Source organism: Lacunimicrobium album (assembly GCF_052161635.1).
GTDB lineage: Bacteria > Planctomycetota > Planctomycetia > Planctomycetales > Planctomycetaceae > SXPC01.
Window position 1 is genome coordinate 4,002,269 of the sequence record NZ_CP197413.1, and the last position, 24,150, is coordinate 4,026,418.

A 24,150-nucleotide genomic window follows, 5' to 3' on the forward strand; every position below is an offset into this window, starting at 1 on the left:
AGACGGAGCGGAGGCGATTGGGATTTGTGTGTTTACCAGTCCGGCGATGAATTTGGCGTTGCGGAATCGGTACTTCGGGTTGTCGGGGAAGGTGACGAGTTTGTCGATGAAAGCGGTCAATGAGCAGTTGATGTGCTTGTCGAGAGTTGTCATGCATCCGACGTATCGCGGGGCGGGGTTGACGTCGCGGTTCCTGCAGAAGGCGTGCGAATTGAGCGGGTCGCCGTGGGTTGAGGCGCTCTCGCAGATTGGGCAGGTGCATCCGCTGTTTGAGCGGGCGGGGTTTGTGAGAGTCGGGGTGTGTGACGGGCCGAAGAAGAGAACGCGGTCAGGGCATTCGGCGATTTATGGGGGATCGAAGCGAATGGTTTCGCGCGAGACGTTTGAGAAGAGTTTGCGGTCGCAGCCGGTGTATTACGTGTGGGGGAGAGGGTCGTGAGTCTTGAGACATGAGGTGGAGAGGGGTGGTCCAGCCGTTCATGGCTGGATCGGCGTCGCCGACAAGATGCAGCGCCATGCGTAATCAAACTGAACTCACAGCGTGATTTGGGGATGGATGCGTATGGTGGTGCTTATTGTTCGCTGCGCGAACCCAACCGTAAACGGATGGGCCACCCGGGGGAGTTTCGGCTGATCGGTGATGGCGCGAGGGGAGAGCGAATGAGTGCCTAGGCCCCACCCTCATCCGTCGGCGAAGCGCCGCCACCTTCTCCCCTCAAGGGAGAAGGAACGAAATGCCGCTCCCCTCAAGGGAGAAGGGACACTTGATGGTTTTCCTCATGACACATGACTCATGACTGTCAGTCGCACATTGATGGTCCGCACAGCGGACCCTACGGGAGAGTAACGTGGAGGAGATGCAGGAGTTGGTGTTGGAGGTTTTACTGCGAGGGGGCTCGGTCGCGATCGCGGCGGGGCAGGCGGAGGTTTCGGTGCATGAGGTGTATCGGTGGCTGGAGGAGGATGAGGCGTTTGCTCGTCGTTATCGGAATGTGATGCGGGCGCTGGATCAGAATGTGATCGCGAAGATTTATCAGGAAGCGATGCAAGGGAGCCTGCCGGCGTTGTCGTTGTGGGTCAAGGAGCGGGAGCCGGTGGATTGGAAGAGGCGTGATGAAGAGACGACGGTCAATTGGGAAGGGATGGACGATGGGGAACTCCGTGAGATCGTGTTTCGGGCGGTTAACGAACAGGGAGATCGAAGCCTGGCGGGAGATCCGTCGTCGGCTGTGTCGCGTGAACCCGGCTTCGTTTCGAAGAAGTCTGGTGCTGCCGGGGCGTGAGCGATTAGCGATGAAGCAGGCGGTGACAGAGTGGCAGAAGTTGGATTTTGCGGTGCTCGATGAGATGTTTCGTCCGCTGGTACGAGGGGAGCGAGCGGAGAAGTCGCTCATTCGTCGGGCGTGGCTGCAACGGCCACGGGGGCATTCGAAGACGTCGGATCTGGCGATGCAGTTGATCTGGGCGCTGGTCCATGCGCGAACGCGGATCGAAGGAGTCGCAGCGGCAGCGGATCGTGAGCAGGCGGGGTTATTGCTGGAGGCGATGCGTCGGCTGGTCGACTCGAATCGGGAGATGTGTGCGGGGTTGAAGTTCACAAGCAATGAGGTGACGAGTCTGCGCAATGGGAGCAAGTTGACGATGATCTCGTCGGATGTGAATAGTTCGTGGGGACTGCTGCCGGACTTTGTGGTGTGCGATGAACTGTGTCACTGGGAGCGGCGGGAGTTGTGGGAGTCGCTGGTGTCGTCGTCGGCGAAGAAGCCGGAGGGGGTGTTAGTTGTGTTGACGAATGCGGGAGTCGGTCGAGGCTGGCAGTGGGAGGTGCATGAGATGGCGCGGGCGAGCGAATCATGGCATTTCTCGTCACTGGACGGCTCGGTTGCGCCGTGGATCGCGAAGGAAACACTGGAGGAGCAACGCAAGTTGTTGCCGGCGAGTGTGTATGACCGGTTGTGGAACAATCAGTGGCAGCAGCGTGAAGGGTCGTTCGTCACGCGCGAGGAGGCGGAGAGGTGTGTCGAGGCGGTTCGTACTTATCGCGACTATGGCGATGAAGGTATTCGTTACGTCGCGGCGATCGATTATGCGGAGAAGCATGACTACACGGTGGGCGTGGTGATTCACCTGGACGACGGGGTCGTCATCGTGGATCGGATGGATGTGGTCACGCCATCGCCCGGGCAGCCGACGCCGGTGGGGTGGGTGGAGGAGTGGATTGCGGAGGTTGAGCAGCGGTTTGGGCCGGTGGAGTTTGTCGTCGATGAATACCAGCTGCTGGGAACCATTCAGAAGCTGGAAGGGGAGCATGATGTGCGACGGTTTGAGTTCGCCGGTGGCAAGGGGAATCATGAGCTGGCGGTGTTGTTGCGCCGGCTGATTCTCGAAAGGAGGATTGAATGGTATCCCGGATGTGGACACGTGGAGACGGCGTACGGAACGGATGATCTTGTCGATGAGCTGGCGAGCGTGCAGTTGAGGCAGACGCTGGCGGGGCGGGTGCGGATTGATCATCAGCGAGGGGGCGGGCGGCATGACGACCGGGTGTTTGCGCTCGGGGCGGCGTGTGTGCATTTGATGAGCCGGGGTGGGAGTGCAGCGGAGTGGATGGAGATTGGGGGGACGGTGTGGGAGGGGTGAAGCGGTGGGGTGGTCCAGCCGTTCATGGCTGGATCGGCGTCGCCGACAAGATGCAATGCCATACGCGATCAAGCTGAACTCACTGCGTCAGTTGGGAGTGGATGCGTATGGTGACGCTTCTTGTTCGCTGCGCGAACCCAACCGTAAACGGGTGGGCCACCCGGAGAGTTTTTGGCTGATCGGTGATGGCGCAAGGGGAGAGCGAATGAGTGCCTAGGCCCCACCCTCATCCGCCCTTCGGGCACCTTCTCCCCTCAAGGGAGAAGGAACGGAAAACCGCTCCCCTCAAGGGAGAAGGAACGAGATAAGGCGTACAAATTGAAGTTCGGCACGGCTGGGACAGCCGTGGCACACGGGTAGAATTTTTTTAGCGGGAGAATGAGATGTTGAGTTATTGGCGGGAGAAGTGGAAGTCTTGGGAACTGAAGGCGCAGCAGGAGCGGGTGTTGGCGGAGCAGGTGTTGGAGCTGGTGGAGCGGAAGACGCTGCAGCCGGTGATGGAGGAAGGGGGAGGATGGTTGCCGGTGGGGCAGACGTCGACGAGCGGGTGGCCGGGGAGTCGGGCGGATCTGTTGAAGGTGATTCGCAAAGCGGTCATGGTCAATCCACATGCCAAGAACATCCTGCGCATGTTTGAGGTGTATGTCGCGGGGCCGGGACTGAAGCTAGCGCATGCGGCGCGGATGTCGTCATGTCAGGAGCGAGAGGATGACGAAGCGCTGGCGCGGGAAGCGGATCGGCTGTGGAAGGAGTTTCTGGCGGTCAATCATGCGCACTTCAGCTACCGTGAGTTTGGTCGCCGGATGTGGCGGGATGGGGAAGCGTTTGTGAGGAAGTTTTCGCAAGCCAGCTGGCCGGTGCATGTGCGGTTTGTGGATCCGGAAGCGATTCGCGAGACAGCGGCTTATCCGGGGACGGAAGGTGTTTTGAATGACCGGTTTGATGTCGAGAGTGTTTGGGGTTATGTCGTAGTTGATGCCGATGAACAGGACGCCTTGGTCGTCAGTTGCGATGAAATGTTGCATGCCAAGTATGGGGTCGATTCGAATCAGCGTCGTGGCGTGAGTCTGCTGGCTTCGATCATTGATAACATTCAGCAGTTCGAGAGCTGGATGGAGATTGAGCTGGCAGCCAGGAAGCTGCAGACGTCGATCGTGTTGTGGCGGAAGATCAGCGGGTCGCCGGGGCAGGTGACGTCGCAGGTGGAGGAGATGAGCTCGGCTGGGCATGCAGCAACTCGTCGGGAGCAGTATCGTCCCGGGTCGATCATTACGACGTCGTCTGGAACAGAGATGAAGTTCCTGCAGCCGGACACGAATTTTGGGGATGCGGTCCCGCTGGGGCGGATGCTGCTGTTGAGTACGTCGGCTGGCGTGGGGCTGCCGGAGTTTATGGTGACGTCGGATGCGTCGAACTCGAACTACTCGTCGACGATGGTTTCGGAGGGGCCCGCGGTCAAGGTCTTCGAAGCGGAGCAGGAACAGCTGCTGGGGGAACTCGAGCGACTGTGGCGCTGGGTGATGAACGACGCGGTGATGATGGGCCTGCTGCCTGAGGATATGTTCGAGCGATTGGAACCTTCGTGGTCGAAGCCGAAGCTGGTGGTGAAAGACCGGCCACGCGAGCGGGAAGCAGATGTGAAGCTGGTGGAGTCGAAGATTCTGTCGAAGGCGGAGGTCGCCAGACGAGAGGGGGTGGAGCCGGGGCGGATGCGCGGGGAGATTGAGGGGGAGGGGTGAGTCGGAGGGGAGTGTAAAATCGGTTCAGGTCGTTGCAGGATGGACCTGAACCGGGGGATGGGTTATAGTGTCGGAGTGGGAGAGATCCTGCATGCGGGCGATTAGCTCAGTTGGTTAGAGCGCTTCGTTTACACCGAAGATGTCGGGGGTTCGAGTCCCTCATCGCCCACTTTTAAAGCTGTAGCCATAATGGTTTATGGCTTTTAAATTCTCCCGCGACAGACCTTGCTCGGCCTTTTCAGGTTGTTGAGAAATTGCAGTCTTGCCTGAGCGTACATGAGTGCGCCGTTTTGTTGCCTGGGCTAATGTTGGCAATGATGGTCGCTCGGGATGCTGAAAATCAGCCCCCAAATTCTGTACTAGCCGTTATGAGGTTAAGGATTCGTGGATCTCGACGATTGATTTTCTCATCTGGCCGCGGAGAAACGGGTTCGTAATGGTGTTGATTCGATACTGCGTGTGGGCTTCGTATTTTCCCTATTCGAAGCGATCGTTGGCAAAATCGTCTTGAATCAACTTGATTGTGATTGATACCGTTAATGTCTCACCCATTGCCCGCTCTGTTATCACGAGGATAACGTCTCATGATGAAAATCGTCATTACTGACGTGACACAAACCTCCTTGCGATTCACGGTGCAGGCAGGGGATGTCGTCAGACAGCAGAAAACACTCATCCAGGGGGACGGAAGTTCGGTCATGATGTCCGGCCGACTTTATCGTTTTGAGGAAGTGCGCTACATCTGGGAAAAGTATTCTTCTCAACACGACTTTGAGGGCGCGCTCACCTTGCCTTTTGCTTTCGCAGTGGATCATGATTCATTTCAGCAGCAGATGAATTGATCGTTGTGAGGTTTTTTGGGAAGCCGAGTAGCCGCTCGTCTTCGTGCTTTTCGCGGCAAGGTTTCAGCGATGCATCGCTTCAATGTAGCCGCTCGGGTGTTGAGCGGAAGACCCGGCAGTCCAAGGAACATGTCGTCAACGCCTTCGGCGCTTCAATGTGGCCGCTCAAGTGTTGAGCGGAAGACTCTGCGCTGCCGTGCGTCGCTTGATGTCCGCTCGCACGCTTCAATGTGGCCGCTCAAGTGTTGAGCGGAAGACCCCTCGCCTGGGGTGGACCGATTGCCTGGCTCACTTCGCTTCAATGTGGCCGCTCAAGTGTTGAGCGGAAGACCTGAAAGGCCTGCAGGGTGGCGTCGACAAGTTCGGTCAGCTTCAATGTGGCCGCTCAAGTGTTGAGCGGAAGACAATATCAAAAGACAACTGCCAGTTTCCAATCATTCAGCTTCAATGTGGCCGCTCAAGTGTTGAGCGGAAGACTTTACGCAGCTCAAGGGCGAAAACTGGCAGTCGCCGCTTCAATGTGGCCGCTCAAGTGTTGAGCGGAAGACCCGACAACCTCAGTGGCTCCGTTACGTGAGAGTGTTTTTCGCTTCAATGTGGCCGCTCAAGTGTTGAGCGGAAGACATTGCAGGTCATTTACGAGTGGAGGCGTTACCGATATGCTTCAATGTGGCCGCTCAAGTGTTGAGCGGAAGACTGGACAACAGGCGGCACGTTTCCGGATCTCGATCTGTGCTTCAATGTGGCCGCTCAAGTGTTGAGCGGAAGACACGGATGTTGGTGGCGCAGGCGAATCGGGCTACCTGTCGCTTCAATGTGGCCGCTCAAGTGTTGAGCGGAAGACTCAAACAGGACGTTGGCGTCGATCTTCTGACCTCGGCTTCAATGTGGCCGCTCAAGTGTTGAGCGGAAGACATCAGGCTTCAAGGTGTTCCCTTGCGTCGTGAACGGGCTTCAATGTGGCCGCTCAAGTGTTGAGCGGAAGACTTCCTCGCATGGGCGGAATGGATCGTGAGATCGTCGCTTCAATGTGGCCGCTCAAGTGTTGAGCGGAAGACACATTTCGCCTTCCAGGAAGCGAACGTGCATACTTTGTTGCTTCAATGTGGCCGCTCAAGTGTTGAGCGGAAGACTCAACAGCTCAACGCGGTTAGCCAACCGCTCTCTCGCGCTTCAATGTGGCCGCTCAAGTGTTGAGCGGAAGACCGCCCTATTGCGAGTCATCGTGATCGGCGTATCGTTGCTTCAATGTGGCCGCTCAAGTGTTGAGCGGAAGACTGTGATCCTTGCAAAACTGGCGGCACTGTGAGTTCCCGCTTCAATGTGGCCGCTCAAGTGTTGAGCGGAAGACCATGGGCGCTGCGGAGGTCACAGTGATCGAGATTGCCGCTTCAATGTGGCCGCTCAAGTGTTGAGCGGAAGACATGGCCAGAGAGGGGAAGAGGGTGCGGCGCAATTGGTGGCTTCAATGTGGCCGCTCAAGTGTTGAGCGGAAGACGCGGTCGTCAACACCAACGTCACGACTGGCAATTCGGCTTCAATGTGGCCGCTCAAGTGTTGAGCGGAAGACATTGATTTAAGTTCGTTGAACTACGAACAGTATCGGGCTTCAATGTGGCCGCTCAAGTGTTGAGCGGAAGACGCGGCTCCCTCGAAAGGTCACGTCCTCGATGGAGTCAGCTTCAATGTGGCCGCTCAAGTGTTGAGCGGAAGACCTAATTTCAGAGGAGTTGATAGAACTCTCACAACTGTTCTGCTTCAATGTGGCCGCTCAAGTGTTGAGCGGAAGACGTAAAACTGGTGGTGCTTATTCGTTTCCTGCCAGCACGCTTCAATGTGGCCGCTCAAGTGTTGAGCGGAAGACCCGCGATGAAGACATTCGGTCCGTAGCTCAGGTGATAGCTTCAATGTGGCCGCTCAAGTGTTGAGCGGAAGACGGTGGCCGACTCGGCCAGCCCAACTCCGACATGCTGTTCGCTTCAATGTGGCCGCTCAAGTGTTGAGCGGAAGACTTCAACAGCAGGTTGGTGAATGACCCTGTTGTGTTGCTTCAATGTGGCCGCTCAAGTGTTGAGCGGAAGACGTTGAGAAGCGGCAAGAGCTGCGCACCAGACTTGCCGCTTCAATGTGGCCGCTCAAGTGTTGAGCGGAAGACCGTAGATGCCGTGTGTGACGTCGTTCCAGATAGACTGCTTCAATGTGGCCGCTCAAGTGTTGAGCGGAAGACCGAGACAAGAGCGATCGCACCCGATGTTGTTCTCAGCTTCAATGTGGCCGCTCAAGTGTTGAGCGGAAGACTTCACCTCCCTGCTGAGCAGATCGCCGAGATGGTGGCTTCAATGTGGCCGCTCAAGTGTTGAGCGGAAGACTCGCGTGGGGTGTGAATTGCCGATTCAAGCGATTTAGCTTCAATGTGGCCGCTCAAGTGTTGAGCGGAAGACGTCCCTGCAAAAACCTCCCCGCCTGGAGAATTGATATGCTTCAATGTGGCCGCTCAAGTGTTGAGCGGAAGACCGATCGAGAACCCGGGGACGTGAAGAATCTCACCGCGTCCGCTTCAATGTGGCCGCTCAAGTGTTGAGCGGAAGACGTCTTTATTGCGGTGATCAACATCAAAGCCGTCCGGGATGCTTCAATGTGGCCGCTCAAGTGTTGAGCGGAAGACTGAATGGTCACGGTTCTCGCATTAACTTCTGGTGGGTCGCTTCAATGTGGCCGCTCAAGTGTTGAGCGGAAGACATCATGTCTGGCGATGGCTGAGAAAAGAATTTGAAGCTTCAATGTGGCCGCTCAAGTGTTGAGCGGAAGACAAAGAGGTCTGGTATCGAGCTGCGAAGCTAGAGAAGCGGCTTCAATGTGGCCGCTCAAGTGTTGAGCGGAAGACACAACTGATCCATCAAGCAGTCTGTACTGCATTATGCTTCAATGTGGCCGCTCAAGTGTTGAGCGGAAGACCCATCGGATCGCAGCCTGGATATCGTCGGGCGTCATTGCTTCAATGTGGCCGCTCAAGTGTTGAGCGGAAGACCGCTTGTGACGACTGGGGAAAGATTCTAAATTTCTGCGGCTTCAATGTGGCCGCTCAAGTGTTGAGCGGAAGACTCTTGATTGGTTCGCTTAACCCTGTCGGTCACATCCTCGCTTCAATGTGGCCGCTCAAGTGTTGAGCGGAAGACTCAACCTTCGACAGGTATTGCTCGCCCTTGCCCGCGTGCTTCAATGTGGCCGCTCAAGTGTTGAGCGGAAGACGCGGGATGAGCGAAGCAACGGAACCACCACAAACGCCAGCTTCAATGTGGCCGCTCAAGTGTTGAGCGGAAGACTACAGACGATACTCGGGGGTCCGGCGTCAAGAAGGGCTTCAATGTGGCCGCTCAAGTGTTGAGCGGAAGACAAAGAGATCGAGGAGGATCAGTCGCCGGGGTCGATCGCTTCAATGTGGCCGCTCAAGTGTTGAGCGGAAGACCGAGAGTTGTCATCGTGACCGCTTCCTTCGTCGTCAAGCTTCAATGTGGCCGCTCAAGTGTTGAGCGGAAGACTTCGTCAGGCCACTGACGGGAGCCTCGTACCAGAACCAGCTTCAATGTGGCCGCTCAAGTGTTGAGCGGAAGACCGCCTGCGTTCCAAAGGCTGGTTCGTAAAGCACTTCGGGAGTGCTTTGCGAGAGGTTGGGAGTTCAGGCGGTAGAAAAGCGGTGATTTGACCATGTGAATCACTAACTGATTGTCAAACAGCAGTTTACAGACGCGAGTGCTGGCGGGGGTTTTCTCGGCAATCGACCTCTCGAACTGGGCTTCAACGAAATTTTTTTAAACAATCGTTGCTGTATGTTCGTGTGCGACGACCAAGGGTTGTCCCCAGAACTCAATACTCTCCGCACCTCGGCCGGCTACCGGTCCCAGGTCGACGATCATGATACGGTCTTCGTCCAGTTTCAACAATGGCCAAAGATCGGATTGGAGCATCTGTAGTTCCGCCAGGGAGAGTTCGCAACGGAACACCGAATATTGCATCGGCTGCCCTGCACCGCACATCGACTTATAGATCTTTCGATAGCGTTTCGGGCAGATGATGTCATAGGCGATTAGAAAGACATTTCTCATGATCATCGTCTCATGCTAGTAAAGGAAGACTTAAACCTATCTGAAACCCTCACCCCGGCCCTTTCCCATGGGGAGAGGGAGGTAAACGGCTAGGCTCTTAGCGAGTGCAGAAATTGGGATAGCTTGGAAGCTCACCCATCAGATGGCGAGCCAGTAAACGCGTTTGAACTTCCAGAACTCTGCGGTAGCTGAGCTTGTAACCAAAGATGGGGTGCGTGATTTCCGATTCCATGCGGCGTTCAAAATTGGCGAGCACACTTTTTCGAGCAGCGTCCGTCATCGCGACGGCCCCCGCCCGTTTAATGAAGGACGACTCACTCACTTCGCCATTGTTAAAAAGCATCATCGTCACGGAGTCGGCGATCAGCGGTCGGAACTCTTCTGCCAGGTCGAGGGCCAGCGACGGCCGTCCATAGCGTGGTGTATGAAGGAAGCCGAGCATCGGGTCGAAGCCGACGGATTGAGCGGCGATGGTCAGTTCTTTGGTCAGCAGACTGTACACGAACGACAGCACCGCGTTGATCGGATCGGTCGGCGGCCTTCGGTTTCGATGTTCGACCGCCATCTCGCTGGCCCCGGCGATGAGCGGGAAAAAGTGAGCGAAATACTCTTTGGCAGCCATCCCCTCGATGCCACGCAGGGAGTCAAGATTGTCGACACGAAAGACGCGTTTGTAGTAGTCGGCCAGTTTCTTGAGGACCGGTGCATCGGACTGTCCCAGGTGTCGTCGCAGGATCGTCCGCGAGTTCTTGATCTTTCCCGCAATGAGCTGACGTGCGACATTCAGCGCGAGTATCGGAGAGGTCGCGGCGTTGTACTGCTTGATCCTCAGTTCGACGTTCTTATGCACCAGTCCACTGGAGATGCCGTAGAACCATCCTCCGTAGGTGAAGTGGCAGATCGAGATCTGACGAGTAAGAAGTTCTTTCATCGCCTGGGCCGAGATCGAGACGTTGCCATAAAGACACAGCTGCGAGATATCGATTAGGCGAACGTCATTAAGCTTTTCATCCTTGTACTTGATGTTGATTCGATCTCCCGACTTGCCGACATATGCCCCCTGCTTCTGGACATAAAGTGGCAATGCCAGGTTCTTTGACGGAAGCAACCGTCGCAGTCCATCGCGATTGACTCTGCCTGCTGATGAAGACGTCTCATCTGCTGAGTCGATCTCAACACCATCCGTCGAACTGATCCGAGACAGGAGATTGACTTCATCCGGCAGGCAGATGCCGACCAATGAGCAGCGAGGACATTTTGGACTATCGACCAGTGGAGGAGGACAATGACCTGACGTGGTCGTCGCTTTGAAGTCAGCAATCAGTTGGCGCGTTCTGGCGATCAGTGCGTCGTCAAACGGAACAACGACTCTTTTACGAGAGCCGATGTAATAGATCATGCCTTCGTTGACGGTGTAGCCTGCGTCTCTAAGAATTAGCCCCTGGGCACACAGCTGAACGCGCTCTGGTTCATAGACACCCTCAGGAATGTCTGGGATCTTGCCACGTTTATAGTCGACGGGGGTGGCTTCACGACCTTCTAGTTCGAGGAGATCGAGTTTCGCAGTGATCCCTTCTTTCAGTGACGATAGCTGGATCGACCGGGCATGAATCAGATCCGTGCTATCAGCTTCGCTTTCCGCAGCTGGGCCTGACTCCGCCGGACTGACGATTTCCTTGCGATCGGCTTTGTCGACGTTTCGATGCCCGAAGGTTCCCTGCATCGTTTCCAGGTTCTCGGCCCACTCTCCCTGCACCCATTCGAGATAGCCGAGGCGCGGGCAGTAGGTGAACTCGTTGAGCATCCGCACGGGAATAAGCGGCATGTCACGATCGGGTTCGGGGAGCGCGAGCTGTTGTTCGGTCGGATTGTGCGCGGGAACGCTCAGGGCGTGAGAATGAAGCAAGGTCACAGTTCAGCCTGCGATTCACGATACCTGGCCTGGCAGCATGAATTCAAAACATCGGGGTCTCCGACTCAGTCGTCAACCGGTTCCGATGAGGCGTCGATGGTCATCCCTGGTGAATGTCTCCATGAGAAAAGCAGATACACGTTTGCTTTATAGGAACTCTTATGACACGAAAGAGCAAGAACTATTTTCGGTCTTCATGATAATTTTCTAAAATCACTCTCGCGGCTCTTAGGTCGTGCAGCAAAAAGCCCCATGCCGGTGAAACGTCCACCACCTAGTGATAAAGGACCAGTGATCGCCACGGGCTGCCCCGTCTCTCCATAGAAACGAATCTGAACATGATAGCGAGGATATTTCTGGAGATGACGCGTGACGAAGTAGCGAGAGGCCAGATCGGTACCCGGCCAGAAGCCTGACTTTCTCAGTTCAATGTCTGCCATCTTGACCAGGGTAGGATCCAGCCCTGCTTGAAGCATCGAGGTCCGCAGTAGCTTCTCTGCTTTGCCAGGTTTGTTGTCATCATATCCCGGTAGGACCACGGGAGTGACAGTCGCCCAGCAGGTCGGGTCGCAGTCCTTGTGAGTTCCCAGGTAATGCTGGAGGACGTAGTCGCCGGGGTGGAGGTGCGAGAGCATCGCGATCGGTGGTTGGTCTATCTGCGGGAGAGGCGTCTCTTCGTAAAGGTCGACGCCAATCAGATCCCGACGCAGCGCCAGCACGCGATCAGCCAGCTGAGCATCTTTAGCCATCACGAGCACGCGACGTATGCTCCCGACGACGCTGGCTTTCTCTTTCCCGCGAAACTCAATCGTCGGCAGCGGCAGATAACAGAATCGCTGGCCTTCAAGCACAGGTCGATGTACAGACTCGCCTGGCCCCTCGCCATGCCCCAGGATGCAATGCTGCGTAAACGCATCGACCTCCCCGCTCGCCTCACTTCGTCGATAACGCTCACTCGTCGCATGCCGCATCATCCCCGCGACAACGGTGGCCCGCCGAGTGGTGTCGAAGGCTTTGACGCCGGTGGCGTCCGGCTTGAGGAGGGTGAAGGCGGCGTAGGGGGCGGGAGCCGGGGCGATTCCTGCCCTGTATGCAACACGCCGATATTGATGGAGTGGAGGAACTGGCTGAAAAAAGCGTTCTCCTTTTTGATCGATCCCCAGGCGGGCCAGGAAGGACTGATGCCGTGAAAGCAATGCGTCGAGTGTTCCAATTCGAGGTACACGCAAGCTGCGGCTGTCAGTTGACCCGTGTATCGGCTTCCATCGCGTGCCATGTAGTGAATGGACATCCGCTTCGGCGACGATCTTTATCTCCGCAATCGCCAGATCGATTCCCCATCCGATACAGGTCACTGCATGACCTAGTTCCGTGAAATGATCGGCGTCTATTTGCAATAGATCGTCAGTCATCTCCCAGAGATAATGCACGGCCTCATCATTGACCAGATAACACGTGCGTGCGTCTTTCTCGGCGCGAAAGCTGGCGATATCGGCGTCGATATTGCCTCTTGACCAAGAGTTCGCAATAACGTCCCCAACGTTGTCGGGCACGTAATGACGACGAGGGTTACCTGGCACGATTGCGGGAGCGATAATCACAGGCGGCTCTGCACTCTCCAGGCATCGCAACAATTCAGCCAGTCGCGAATCAGACCTTAGGTCGCGTTCAGACGAGATCGATGCAGCCGCGTTAACGAGGCTTTGAAATAATCTCAAAGGAGATGGCGGCCACTCTGGTTCTCCGCGTTCCCCGCGTCCATGAAACGTCTGATCGAGCAATCGAATGGTGATGCAAAGGGACTGTTTCATTCATCGCTCCCTTCGCTCTCGGCTGGCTTGCCTTTTTTCTTTGCTGCCTTGGTTTTCTTTGTATCGCCTTCGCCCTTGATGTCCCTGATGGCTCGCTCACGATCAAAGGGCACGGTACGACTCTCTCCCACGCCAAAAGCCTTGGCAGCTGCCTGCGCGAAACTGAGCGCGTCTTCTGGTGTGAGCCCACAAGGCTTGCGGGTTCCGTCAGGATAGACTTCGTCGAATTTGTATTCCATATCATGATTACGAACCAGCAGGCACCCCTGCCGCAGATAGCCCGATGTATAAGATGTGAACGCAACGAGCGACAGGCCGAGAATATAGCGTTGCAGCTCCAGAGTCTTCTTTGGATCACTCGTGCGAATGAGCTTTAATGCAGCCAGGGACAGCGTCGCATCGCGTCTGATGCCACCCGTTGCTATGACTCCACCATGGGTCGCGGTTGCAGGGACATGGATAAAGCCACGCTCGGAATAGGCTTTCTCGTTGGCCTTTTCCTTCTCGGGCAACAGTCCATCGTTTTCGTAGTCAGTTGCGGGATTAAACTGTGCCGAACGGCGTAGCTTTTTGACGTCGTATGCGCGAATCGTCGATGAAACCAGCCTTGGCATCTTCGCCTGGGTATCTCGTGAATCCCAGACGCCGAAGACCAGCGACGTTGGCGCCAGCTTCGCCATCGGCATCGCGTCCCCCTTCAGCACTGACTTGAAGGCATTCTGCAGTTCGAGTTGAAGCGAGGAACATCGCACGATCGCATCCCCTGCCCGGTGTCCTGCTTCCAGAATACTGATGACCTTCTCCCCGGCCTGGACATTCAGTTGAGGAACGAGCGCATCGTAGGGAGATTGTGCAAATAGTGTCTCGATACGATTCGCCTGTGAGCCAACACTGTCGACCAGACAGACATTCTTTCCGTCTGAGAATTCGTCGATGTTATAGCCACCCTGGAACCCATCGCCCGCTGCATAGGTCGCTGGAAAGACGACGCCATCAACACCTTCGACGGGCATCAACGGCTCGCGGATGACGAACGCAGCCGGTCCCTGGCGGTCCAGGTATTGATCAAATTGTGATGACTGACTCATGTTGCTCCTCGGCTGGCTAAAGGGATGGAAGGAAGAAAGGCTTTGTGCTTTTTCTGGCCGGTTCGATACCAGTTCTCGAACTGGTATGATCGTTCAACTGGAATCCGCAGCAGATCGCTCGTTGCAGATGTAGCAAGCATTGCAGCGATGGGCGCTGACCATGTTGCATAGCGATAAAGTCGAGTCGCCTCACCTCGGGCGGGCGTGACTCGCTGCAGTCCAATCAGACAGAGGAGTTCAACGGCTGGATGGGCAGTCGATGTTAATGAAAGCGTGTTCGCAGAGAATCCCACATCGCGATTATGGGCATTCGGACCGCGTCGGGCATCGAAATAGAAGGGCTCAACTTTCTTCAGTGGATTCTCTGCGTCGTACGCAATCGTGCCAACATTCAAAAGTCCAGAGTTGTGAAACTTTGACTGAGCCATCGTCGACTGCATGGCGCGGGCTATTCTCAGGCCCTCCATCGTCCCTGCCCAGACTTTCATCTCTCGTCCCCCCGAAAGCTGGTCGTGCCACCAGTTTAAAAGGAGGTCGAATGGAGCCTCGATTTGAATTGGCGACGACGTCGCATTGCCAGAATCGATCCCGCGAAACGAAGAGGCCGTCAATGCCTCAATGAGCGTCTTCAGCGTCCCACCGCACGCCACACAAAACTCACCCTCCTCAAACCACCCCTCTGCCCCTAGCCATCGCCGATCAGCCAGTTCCAATAACCCACAGCAGGCAAAGAATTGCCCGGGATTGGTGACGTCGACATCGATTCGGATATCGGCTTCGGGCTTTCTTAGTGTCGGGACGATTGTCGGTCGAGGCTGGGTAATTTGAACTCCCTGTAAGCTGTTCTTCAAACTCGCCTGCGAGGCCAGAATGTCCGCCGACCTTACCAGGGATTCCAGATACGCCAGTCCCCAGCGTCCATAGCGACGCTGCAGCCGGGCGAATCGGCTCGGGACTTGTGAGGCGAGTTCTGCGTTTTCTGCCGATGTATAAAGTGGGTCATACGCCTCATCGCGATCCTTCTTGGCATCGGCAGGGAAATGCGGACGAGCGCGCCCATGGTGAGCAGCGATCAGGTGCAGCACCAGTTCCCTCGAATCCTCATCCAATGCCTGGAAGTCTTCTTGCGCGCGAATGTCATGCAATGAACCGAATTCATGGCGGTAGGCTGTTGTTAATCGTAGTGGTTTTGTATGGCCACTCTTGGCCAGGACAACGCCTTCTCGGAAAAACGTGTTGCCAATCGATCGCTGCCATAGCGCCCGATTCTTCCCGAGATCATGGTACTTCGCCGCCAGCGTTACGGCTGTCTGAAGACTTTGTTCCAATCCGATCGTTTTCACGAGCGACTGGGCATACTTTTCCGCCAATGCCAGATGCTCATCCAGTTGCTGTTCAACTGGACTCCTGGCATCCTCATCTTCCTTCATCACGACGTACCAATACCACCCGCTACTTTTTTGTGCAGCCGCTGGATCTTCATTCGACGAAGAATCGTCGTCATTCAGCCAGATAGTCCGCTTTAACTTCCACTGGCCTGCCAGTGGCTTAAGTGCTCGCTTCCGTTGCTGGTTGCTTTCGACGTACCACTCATCAGACACATCCAGTCCCAGCTTGATCGCAGTCTCAAAACGATCGTTACTCGTGCTGGAAGAAGTTCTGGCATTTCCATCCAGCATATGTTGCGAATTCAAGCCTCCTACCAGTGGTGAGAGAATCACGGTCGCGTCATTCAGGCGTTCGATTTTGAACCCTTTCGATGTGATCTCACTCATTGTCATGACATCAATTTGACGCTCATTCTCTATCAGCCAAACGGGTGCCTCAGGATTTTTCTCCGCTAGCAATTTCAGGGCATCATTCACCCGTTTGGTGCTGTCGGTCAATAACTCGATGGGCTTGAGAGGATAGTCATCGAGTAGGTCTTTGGGTTCTACTCGATTCTCTTTCAGAACGTCCTGCGGTAGTTCTACGTCAACGCGCCAGGCAACCTGTGTTTGAGGCGGTTCCCATTCCGCAATCCCGTGTAACCAGCGTTCAACGGGCGGGCGTCCGGGAAGCGTGTCAGTAATTGATGTCAACGACCAGGCATCCAATAGAATATCTGTCGTTTCCACCATTTGAGGTGTCGGCGTAAAGGCTTCTCTGACGCGATCAGGGTCTACATTTTTGAGAGTACTAAGATCCTCCGGTGACGCTGAAACAGCTTCTGCGCCAAGAGGACGCAGGGACTTGAGCAAAGCCAGAGTTCGCTCTCTCGCAATTTCATAGTTTCCTCTCAACTTATCTTCCGTCGCGAATGTTGAGGGATGAACAACATGAATCTCTGCAGGAGAATGCCCGAAACGATTAACTCGACCAAACCTCTGCGCCATGCTGTCAAACGGTGTGAGGTCACAGATCAGATGGTCCGCTGATATATTCACCCCGACTTCGCCAGCCGAGGTGGAGAGCAAGAAGACAGTCCCCGGTTTTGCTGTCTCTGGGCGCTGAGGTAAAAAGCGTTGCACCACGGGATTTGACTGCATCAAGTCTTCGCGTTCTTTGCCGCGAATCGTGCCGGTCAGTACGGCCACGTCGAATTTGAGCTTTTCCAGTTCTTCACGAACTTTCAATATGTTGCCGACAGACTGCAAGTACACAAGCACGGCACGGTTCTGGAATACTTCCCGCTGCGCGAGTTGTTTGATTTCCTTGATGATGTCTCCTTCTTTTTCGGCAGGATGAAACATCATCGTCTTTTCTGCGGAAAGGCGCTCTTTCACTGTCGGATGTTGAAAATCGTCTTCATCAAGCTCGAAGAATGAGCCGGCGTCATTTTCGTTAGAAGTTCTTTGAGTTGCCGAGAGGGCCATCACACGAAACGGCAGGTTCAACTTCAGGTCGTTGATGCGGCCTGTGGTTTGTTCTATCGAGATGGATTCCAATAGCCTCTGGAATGGTTCCTCCAGATGGGCCTCGTCATGCACAAGCAGGACATCCTGTCCGAGATAGGCCGCATGGAGTGGACGACGTCGGAAGCTCGATCGATAACCAGAGAACAGCAACCGGCTGCCGATCATGTCCACTGTGCCGACAACAATCGCGGGCCGGGCAGGGTCGATCGTCCATTCGCCATTGTCAGCGAACTGCCCTCGCAATGTACTGATTGCTAAGGGTTCGTCACGTGTTGCTTCCTGACTGCACAGCGATGCCAGCGATTCTCGAACCGACTTCAACCCTGGCTTCTCAGAGAGATTCTTTCGCAACATCTCTGCTTCGCTCGTTGCCTGATCCACGACTGTCCGTCGATTGACGACATAAACCATTCGCCGTGGCAGCGTTAGCATGCGTGGATCGAGTTCAGCCTGCTTCGCCAGCGCCAGAAGCCAGATGGCAATGACCGATGTCTTCCCCAGTCCCGTCGGCAACATGCACTGCTGGGGAACCTGATCTACGCCTTGGACCATTTTCTCAAACAGCCTCCGCTGCCATGGCAGAGGTTTGTTGCCGGTCAACTGTTCGAACTGCGAATCGAAGTCCATATCAACTCTCCCATCAGAGATGTCGTTCGTCGTGATCACACCATCCTAAACCGGCCTTGGACAAACCATGTCCAAGCTGGCCCTCTTCTTCAATTATTTTCTCATTCTGCTTGGCTCCACGATCGCTGGTATATAGGCTCTCAGGGCAGCTTCCAGGTCTTTTTGAATCCCCTCACGCAATCCCTTCGGGGCCACCACAATCACCCTTGGGCCGAAGCTGAGTAGCCAGGATCGGAATTCTGGCGAGACGATGAGTTCGAAGGTGACTTTGGCCCAGCCGTCGCGTTCTAAATGGACGTGTTGGGTGGTGTGGTAGCGGTGTTCCTGGAGGTGTCGGGCGGCGTCGGGGTGGAATTTTAAGACGACGTGTTCCGCGGGGCCTTCTTCGCGGAAGATGCCGAAGCTTTGGGCGTGGTAATTGACGAGGCAGAATTCTTTGGGTTTCTGAAACTTCAACTGGCTGAACTCGACGTCGCGGATGCGGTCGATTTTGAAAGTGCGGACCTCTTCGTGCGACGACGACTTGGCGATCAGGTACAGCGTGCCGCGGTCATAGACCATTCCGTACGGCGCGACCTCATATTCGACGGGTTCGGTGGCGCTCAGTGAGTGATAGAGAATGAGCGCGAAGCGTTGGTCTTCGATGGCGACCATGAGGTCGTCGATCATCTGCTCGCGGCCTTCGTAGTCAGTAGTTCGTCCGGGCAGGACATGGAGGACCTGTTGAAGTTGCTCCAGATAAGCAATCCCCTCCTCTGTCAGCGACGCCCGGATCTTTTTGAAGGCGGACCGCAGCGACGTCCAGAACATCGTCCCAGCCAGGGGTTCGAGCAGGCGTCGGCTCAGATACAACGACAAGACTTCCGACAGGTCGAACGAGAGTTGCCCTTCCAAGGCTGTCGGCTGGCATTGCCAGCGTTTCAAGCCATGCGCGTAGGTTGTTTCCTGGAGAGGAAAGCCGATTTCGCGGAGGAAGATCAGGTCGCGACGAATGGTCTTCTCGTGGATCTCATGCTGGGCTTCCAGTTCTTTGACGGTCAGACCAAGTCGCGAACCGCATAACGCCCGGAGAACGAGCCATTGGCGGGTCAACGATTTTGAGACGTGTCGATCAGCGGAGTTTGATTTTGTACTCATGATCAGATCATCGTGCCATGAAAGTTACTTTTTGTCCAATGTGTCGCCTGTTCAGATCCCAGCAGTTACCTGTTATTTCGGCAGATTTTGATTTTTAGCGAGGAGGTAGAAAAAGTTTGTAAGGTGATTTCTCCCCAGCCGACAGTGACCTTCCGCGTGGGAAATCGCGGTTGAGAAATGGTAAAAACGGGGAGTGCGGGGAATGACGCATTCTCGTTGGACGTTGCAGACGGTTTCATTTGAGGCGCTGATTGTGTACATCGTACAGGCTTTGATGGACGAGTTTTCGGATTTGGTGCTGTTTTGCTACGCCATGAGGTATGGAAAAGTTGCTTTCATTGAATAGCCTGTGAAATAATTAGCGATAAAGTAATCTGATCGCGTAGACTGTAATAGTTGTTGAGACAATTGACCCCACTTGTTGAGAATGTCACTCGTGAACGCAGTTCTTACTCAGACGTTGATCGGACGTGCAGTTGTTGTGGTTGGGCTCCTGGGCCTGATCTCTGGCTGCAATCAAACGACCGCTGCTAAAACGCAGGCTCCGCCTGTCGCTGTCACAGCCAGTGTGCCGGTGAAGATGCCCATTGTGGAATGGGATGAATATGTCGGGCGACTGGCGCCGGTGGAGACCGTTGAGGTTCGGGCGAGGGTGAGCGGGTATCTCTCGTCGCTCAACTTCCGGGAAGGGCAACTCGTCAAAGCGGGCGATGTCCTGATCATTATTGATCAGCGACCGTTTCAGGCAGCGATCAATCAAAATGAAGCAACGCTGGCTTCTTCGAAAGCTCAGTTGATACAAGCGAAATCCGCTGCTGATGAAGCGGAGGCGGAACTCAAGCGGGTTCAGATTCGTCGTGATCTGGCTCAGAAAAACTGGGATCGATCGGATCGACTGCGACGCGAGAATGCAGTCGCGCTGGAAGTCTTCGATGCCCGTGAAGCCGAGCTGGCGCTCGCGGATTCGGAACTGGGAGTCGCGGCGATCAAAATCAAGTCAGCCGAGTCAGCGGTCGTCGCAGCAGAGGCGAATGTCGGAATTGCCCAAGCCAACCTGGACCTGGCGAAGTTGAACCTGGAGTACACGGAAATCCGCGCTCCGATTTCTGGTCGCATCAGTTACTTCAACGTGACCAAGGGAAACCTGGTGAGTGGCGGGACAAACGACTCGACCCTGCTGACGACGATTGTCTCGACCGACCCGATTCACTGTTACTTCGACACCGATGAGCGGGCCTTTCTGAAGTACGTTCGACTGGCTCGCGAAGGCCAGCGAAAGGGACTGCGAGAGGTCAGGGATCCTGTTTATCTGGCGCTCGCCGATGAGCGAGATGGGTTTCCTCACAAGGGCTATACCGACTTCCTCGAGAACCGCATGGATCAGGAAACGGGCACGATCCGTACTCGGGCCATTCTTCCTAATAAAGACAATGAATTGACGCCGGGGTTGTTTGCCCGTGTGCGTGTTCCAGGGAGTCCTCGGTACGACGGGATTTTGATTCCGGACCGTGCAGTGGGGACAGACCTTGCCGAGAAGTTTGTTTTTGTTGTTGATAAAGACAATAAGGTGCGACGGCAGATCATCACGCTGGGGCCGATCTCGCATGGGCTTCGCGTGGTCCGAACCGGGCTGACGGGAGATGAGAAAGTCATCGTCAGCGGTCAGCAAAGGGCTCGACCTGGGGAACCAGTGACGGTCACGCTGGAGGAAATTGTCCCAGGCAAAGAGAGCCTGCCGGACGAGTATGAACCCGTGCCGGAGAGTGAGTGGCTGATTCCCAAACGCGAATCAGCTGCCAATGCCGAAGCCGCTGCCAATACCGAAACCCAACCGAATACCGCAGCGACGCTGTCGAAGTCTGATGATGTGATTGACACCGTAGCCGGAGGAGACCTCCGTTGAAACTGGCTCACTTTTTTATTGATCGTCCGATTTTTGCTGCCGTCGTGTCGATTGTGATTCTCATTATCGGGAGCATTGCGTACCTGACGTTGCCGACGGCTCAGTATCCGGATGTCGTGCCTCCGACGATTGTCGTGAGAGCGAACTATCCTGGTGCATCGCCACAGGTGATTGCAGAATCAGTGGCGACGCCGATCGAGCAGGAAGTCAACGGCGTGGAAGACATGCTTTACATGTCTTCTCAGTGCACAACCGATGGTGCGATGTCGCTGACGATCACGTTCAAGCTGGGGACTGACCTCGATAAGGCTCAAGTGCTGGTGCAGAACCGGGTCGGGATTGCGTTGCCTCGACTGCCGGAAGAAGTCCGACGTCAGGGAGTGACGACGCTGAAGTCGTCGCCGGACCTGCTGCTGGTCATTCACCTGGATTCCCCTAATGACCAGTACGATGTGCTCTATGTCGGTAATTATGGTTTGATCCAGCTGCGGGACACGCTGGCGCGGGTGGAAGGTGTTGGCGATATTCAGATTATCGGTCTGCGTGAATACAGTATGCGGGTGTGGCTGGACCCTGAGCGTCTGGCTCACCTGTCGCTGAGTCCGGGCGATGTCATGAGGAGTCTGCAGGAGCAGAACATCCAGGTGGCGTCCGGAGTCATTGGCCAACCGCCAGTGCCAACAGGGAATGACTTCCAGCTGACAGTCAACACACTGGGACGTCTGGCAGATCCGGATCAGTTCGACGATATCATCATCCGTACTGGCGACGATGGACGGGTCATTCGCGTGAGTGACATCGCGCGTGTTGAACTGGGTGCCCGTGACTATGCTGCGGAAGGGATGCTGGACAACAAGCCTGCGGTTTCGATTATCGTCGCGCAGCGTCCCGGGTCGAATGCCCTGGCGACCGCGACGCTGATTGAGAACTCGATGGAGACTCTTTCAAAGAACTTCCCGGAAGGAATCCGATATCAGATCATCTATAACCCGACGGTCTTCGTCCGTGAGTCGATCGAGTCGGTTTTACACACGCTGTATGAAGCCGTCATTCTTGTCGTTCTCGTCGTGCTGGTCTTCTTGCAGAACTGGCGGGCGACGCTGATTCCACTGCTGGCGATTCCGGTCTCTTTGATCGGTACGTTTGCTGCGATGGCGATGTTCGGGTTCTCCTTGAACATGCTGACGCTGTTCGGGCTGGTGCTGGCGATCGGGATCGTGGTCGATGATGCAATCGTCGTCGTTGAGAACGTCGAGCGTCACATTGCGGAAGGGCTTACGCCGAGAGAAGCCACGCGCAAAGCGATGGATGAAGTGACGCCTGCGGTCATCGCGATTGCCTTCGGACTGACAGCGGTCTTCGTGCCGACGGCGTTCGTCTCGGGATTGACAGGGGAGTTTTACCGGCAGTTCGCGTTGACGATTTCGGTTGCGACGTTGATCTCGGCGTTCAACTCTCTGACGCTGTCGCCGGCGATGTGTGCGCTGCTATTGCAGCCCCACGGAACAAAAGATACGAGCCTGTTTGGCAGGGCGTGGAACTTCCTGTTGGGATGGTTCTTCCGCTTGTTCAACAGATGCTTCGATTACACCAGCAACGCGTATGCAAGCTCGGTGAACTGGACGATCCATCGTCCGATTCTGCCGCTGCTGGTCTATGCGATTCTGGTGGGCTTGACGATCTATGGGTTCCAGAAGACGCCGACGGGATTCATTCCTGCTCAGGACATGGGCTACCTGATTACGATGGTGCAGCTGCCGGATGGGGCATCGACAGAGCGGAGTGCGGCGGTCGTCCGGAAGGCGGTCGATATCATCAAGGCGAACCCGGGGGTCAGCCATGCGATTTCGTACTCGGGGTACTCGGGAACGACGCGTAGTAACAGTCCGAACTATGGTTCGATCTTCATCATTCCCAAGCCATTCCACGAGCGGATGCATCATGGACCCTCGGCGATGCAGATTCGCAATGAAGTGCAGGCGGAGTTGAGCAAGATCACGGAAGCGTCGATCTTCGTGATTCCTCCTCCTCCGGTTCGCGGGTTGGGAACGGCGGGGGGCTTCAAGTTCCTTGTGCGTGACCGCAATGGGGAAGGTTATCAGGCGCTGCAACAGGCGACCGATAAGTTGATAGCCGAGACTCGAAAAGATCCAGCTCTCGGAAACGTCTTCACGACGTATCGCGCGACGACTCCTCAGTTGTATGCCGATGTGGATCGAGTCAAAGCAAGCATGTTGAAAGTGCCGATCGCGAATATCTTCGAAGCCTTGCAGGTCAACCTGGGGTCTGCCTATGTCAACGATCTGAACCTGTTTGGGCGGACGTTCCAGGTGCGGGTGCAGTCGGAAGGGCAGTACCGTCAACGTGAGGATGACATCCTGCGATTGAAGGTGCGTAACTCGAATGGCTTCATGGTTCCGCTTGGGTCGGTCGTGAATATTGAATGGCGTAGTGGTCCGGACCGGGTTGTGCGTTACAACATGTATCCAGCAGCGGAAGTTCAAGGGGATGCAGCCCCGGGACGAAGTTCGGGGGAAGCAATTGCTGCGATCGAACGACTGGCTGCCGAACACCTGCCGCCGGGTATGGATGTTGAATGGACCGACATCGCGTATCAGCAGATTCTGGCTGGTAACACGGCGATCTATATTTTTCCGTTGTGTGTGCTGTTCGTCTTCCTGGTGCACTCAGCTGAATACGAGAGCTGGACGCTGCCGCTGGCGATTATTCTGATCGCGCCGGTCTGTATTCCGTTCGCACTTGGCGGGGTCGTCTGGCGTGGGATGGATAACAACCTGATTACGCAGATCGGATTCATCGTCCTGGTGGGGCTGGCGGCGAAGAATGCGGTCTTGATCGTCGAGTTTGCCAACCACCTCGAAGCACAGGGACGCGACAGTTATGAAGCCGCCGTGGAAGCCTGTCGGATGCGTCTGCGTCCGATCATCATGACGTCGTTTGCGTTCATCCTCGGGGTGTTGCCGATGGCGAGGGCGATTGGTGCGGGTTCAGAAATGCGCCAAGTGCTGGGGACGGCGGTGTTCGCGGGGATGCTCGGCGTGACAATCTTCGGGTTGTTTTTGACGCCGACGTTTTATGTGCTGCTGAGGAAGGTTTCCAAGACCTTGTGGCCGAATCAGAAGCGGCTGCATGAGATTCAGATGCATGACAACACCCCTCATGGTGGACGTCATGTGGGTCATCTTGAACACGAACGTCAGGAGAGACTCGAGTTCGAGGAAAAGGTCTCTGCTCACAGCGAACCACACAAGGTTTGAGAGCTGAGAGTTCAAGACTCATTGAAGCGACAGAGCCGGGCTCGGCCTGTCGCTTTTTTGTTGCGCGGGAGCATCGTCCAATAAACTACAAATCACAACTTGATTCAGCGAGTCTTTTCCCAACGTGCCATGCTTGCGGCTTTGAGCAAGCATGTTCCGAACGCTCCAACGTC

13 protein-coding genes, 1 tRNA gene and 1 CRISPR repeat array are annotated in these 24,150 nt (G+C 55.5%); of the genes, 8 read left to right on the forward strand and 6 right to left on the reverse strand.

The window, feature by feature from the left end; translation table 11 throughout:
* Positions 1-28 precede the first annotated feature (28 nt).
* The 6 genes from SH248x_RS16040 (at position 29) to SH248x_RS16065 (ending at position 5,221) form a co-directional block, all read left to right on the forward strand.
* Positions 29-439 carry a GNAT family N-acetyltransferase gene (locus SH248x_RS16040; protein WP_459555311.1) on the forward strand — a complete coding sequence of 137 codons (411 nt, stop codon included), beginning with the start codon at positions 29-31 and terminating at the stop codon, positions 437-439.
* Between the two features lie 409 nt (positions 440-848).
* Positions 849-1,283: a hypothetical protein gene (locus SH248x_RS16045; RefSeq protein WP_459555312.1), complete on the forward strand. Its 435-nt coding sequence runs from the start codon at positions 849-851 to the stop codon at positions 1,281-1,283.
* Positions 1,237-2,640, forward strand: a complete 1,404-nt coding sequence (locus SH248x_RS16050) for a terminase large subunit domain-containing protein (RefSeq protein WP_459555313.1) — start codon at positions 1,237-1,239, stop codon at positions 2,638-2,640. The genes SH248x_RS16045 and SH248x_RS16050 overlap by 47 nt, the downstream gene beginning before the upstream one ends.
* 383 nt (positions 2,641-3,023) lie before the next feature.
* A complete protein-coding gene (locus SH248x_RS16055) occupies positions 3,024-4,379 on the forward strand; it encodes a phage portal protein (protein ID WP_459555314.1) in 1,356 nt (451 codons plus the stop codon).
* A gap of 95 nt (positions 4,380-4,474) precedes the next feature.
* Positions 4,475-4,548 (forward strand) — tRNA-Val (locus SH248x_RS16060).
* 415 nt (positions 4,549-4,963) lie between these two features.
* Entirely contained in the window at positions 4,964-5,221 is a 258-nt protein-coding gene (locus SH248x_RS16065; protein ID WP_459555315.1) for a hypothetical protein, read from the forward strand.
* Between the two features lie 76 nt (positions 5,222-5,297).
* A CRISPR array of direct repeats spans positions 5,298-8,834; the repeat unit is 36 nt; unit sequence GCTTCAATGTGGCCGCTCAAGTGTTGAGCGGAAGAC.
* A 196-nt stretch (positions 8,835-9,030) separates the two neighbouring features.
* Here SH248x_RS16065 and cas2 read toward each other — a convergent pair.
* From cas2 to SH248x_RS16095, 6 genes are all read right to left on the reverse strand, one after another.
* Positions 9,031-9,324 carry a CRISPR-associated endonuclease Cas2 gene (cas2, locus tag SH248x_RS16070; protein WP_459555316.1) on the reverse strand — a complete coding sequence of 98 codons (294 nt, stop codon included), beginning with the start codon at positions 9,322-9,324 and terminating at the stop codon, positions 9,031-9,033.
* Between the two features lie 97 nt (positions 9,325-9,421).
* The gene (cas4g/cas1g, locus tag SH248x_RS16075; protein WP_459555317.1) at positions 9,422-11,149 is read right to left on the reverse strand and encodes a CRISPR-associated endonuclease Cas4g/Cas1g; all 1,728 of its coding nucleotides are present in this window, start codon (positions 11,147-11,149) and stop codon (positions 9,422-9,424) included.
* 281 nt (positions 11,150-11,430) lie between these two features.
* Positions 11,431-13,047 (reverse strand): type I-G CRISPR-associated protein Csb2, encoded by a 1,617-nt coding sequence (gene csb2, locus SH248x_RS16080; protein WP_459555318.1) that lies wholly within the window; start codon positions 13,045-13,047, stop codon positions 11,431-11,433.
* Complete coding sequence (gene cas7g, locus SH248x_RS16085) at positions 13,044-14,135, reverse strand: type I-G CRISPR-associated RAMP protein Csb1/Cas7g (protein WP_459555319.1); 1,092 nt, start codon at positions 14,133-14,135, stop codon at positions 13,044-13,046. Before cas7g ends, csb2 begins: the two co-directional genes overlap by 4 nt.
* Entirely contained in the window at positions 14,132-17,659 is a 3,528-nt protein-coding gene (cas3g, locus tag SH248x_RS16090; RefSeq protein WP_459555320.1) for a type I-G CRISPR-associated helicase/endonuclease Cas3g, read from the reverse strand. The genes cas7g and cas3g overlap by 4 nt, the downstream gene beginning before the upstream one ends.
* 93 nt (positions 17,660-17,752) lie before the next feature.
* The gene (locus tag SH248x_RS16095; RefSeq protein ID WP_459555321.1) at positions 17,753-18,796 is read right to left on the reverse strand and encodes a helix-turn-helix transcriptional regulator; all 1,044 of its coding nucleotides are present in this window, start codon (positions 18,794-18,796) and stop codon (positions 17,753-17,755) included.
* Positions 18,797-19,232: 436 nt separating this feature from the next.
* Here SH248x_RS16095 and SH248x_RS16100 point away from each other — a divergent pair, with 436 nt between their 5' ends.
* Together SH248x_RS16100 and SH248x_RS16105 are read left to right on the forward strand one after the other, a co-directional pair.
* Positions 19,233-20,699, forward strand: coding sequence for an efflux RND transporter periplasmic adaptor subunit (locus tag SH248x_RS16100; protein WP_459555322.1), 1,467 nt, complete (start codon positions 19,233-19,235; stop codon positions 20,697-20,699).
* Positions 20,696-23,977: an efflux RND transporter permease subunit gene (locus tag SH248x_RS16105; protein WP_459555323.1), complete on the forward strand. Its 3,282-nt coding sequence runs from the start codon at positions 20,696-20,698 to the stop codon at positions 23,975-23,977. Before SH248x_RS16100 ends, SH248x_RS16105 begins: the two co-directional genes overlap by 4 nt.
* The last annotated feature ends 173 nt before the right edge of the window (positions 23,978-24,150 follow it).

Bases quoted from the DNA above. Each gene is read 5' to 3' on its own strand.
- cas7g (WP_459555319.1), bottom strand. From the start codon at position 14,135: ATGAGTCAGTCATCACAATTTGATCAATACCTGGACCGCCAGGGACCG.
- SH248x_RS16065 (WP_459555315.1), top strand. From the start codon at position 4,964: ATGATGAAAATCGTCATTACTGACGTGACACAAACCTCCTTGCGATTC.
- cas3g (WP_459555320.1), bottom strand. From the start codon at position 17,659: ATGGACTTCGATTCGCAGTTCGAACAGTTGACCGGCAACAAACCTCTG.
- csb2 (WP_459555318.1), bottom strand. From the start codon at position 13,047: ATGAAACAGTCCCTTTGCATCACCATTCGATTGCTCGATCAGACGTTT.
- cas2 (WP_459555316.1), bottom strand. From the start codon at position 9,324: ATGAGAAATGTCTTTCTAATCGCCTATGACATCATCTGCCCGAAACGC.
- cas4g/cas1g (WP_459555317.1), bottom strand. From the start codon at position 11,149: ATGCCGCTTATTCCCGTGCGGATGCTCAACGAGTTCACCTACTGCCCG.
- SH248x_RS16095 (WP_459555321.1), bottom strand. From the start codon at position 18,796: ATGAGTACAAAATCAAACTCCGCTGATCGACACGTCTCAAAATCGTTG.
- SH248x_RS16055 (WP_459555314.1), top strand. From the start codon at position 3,024: ATGTTGAGTTATTGGCGGGAGAAGTGGAAGTCTTGGGAACTGAAGGCG.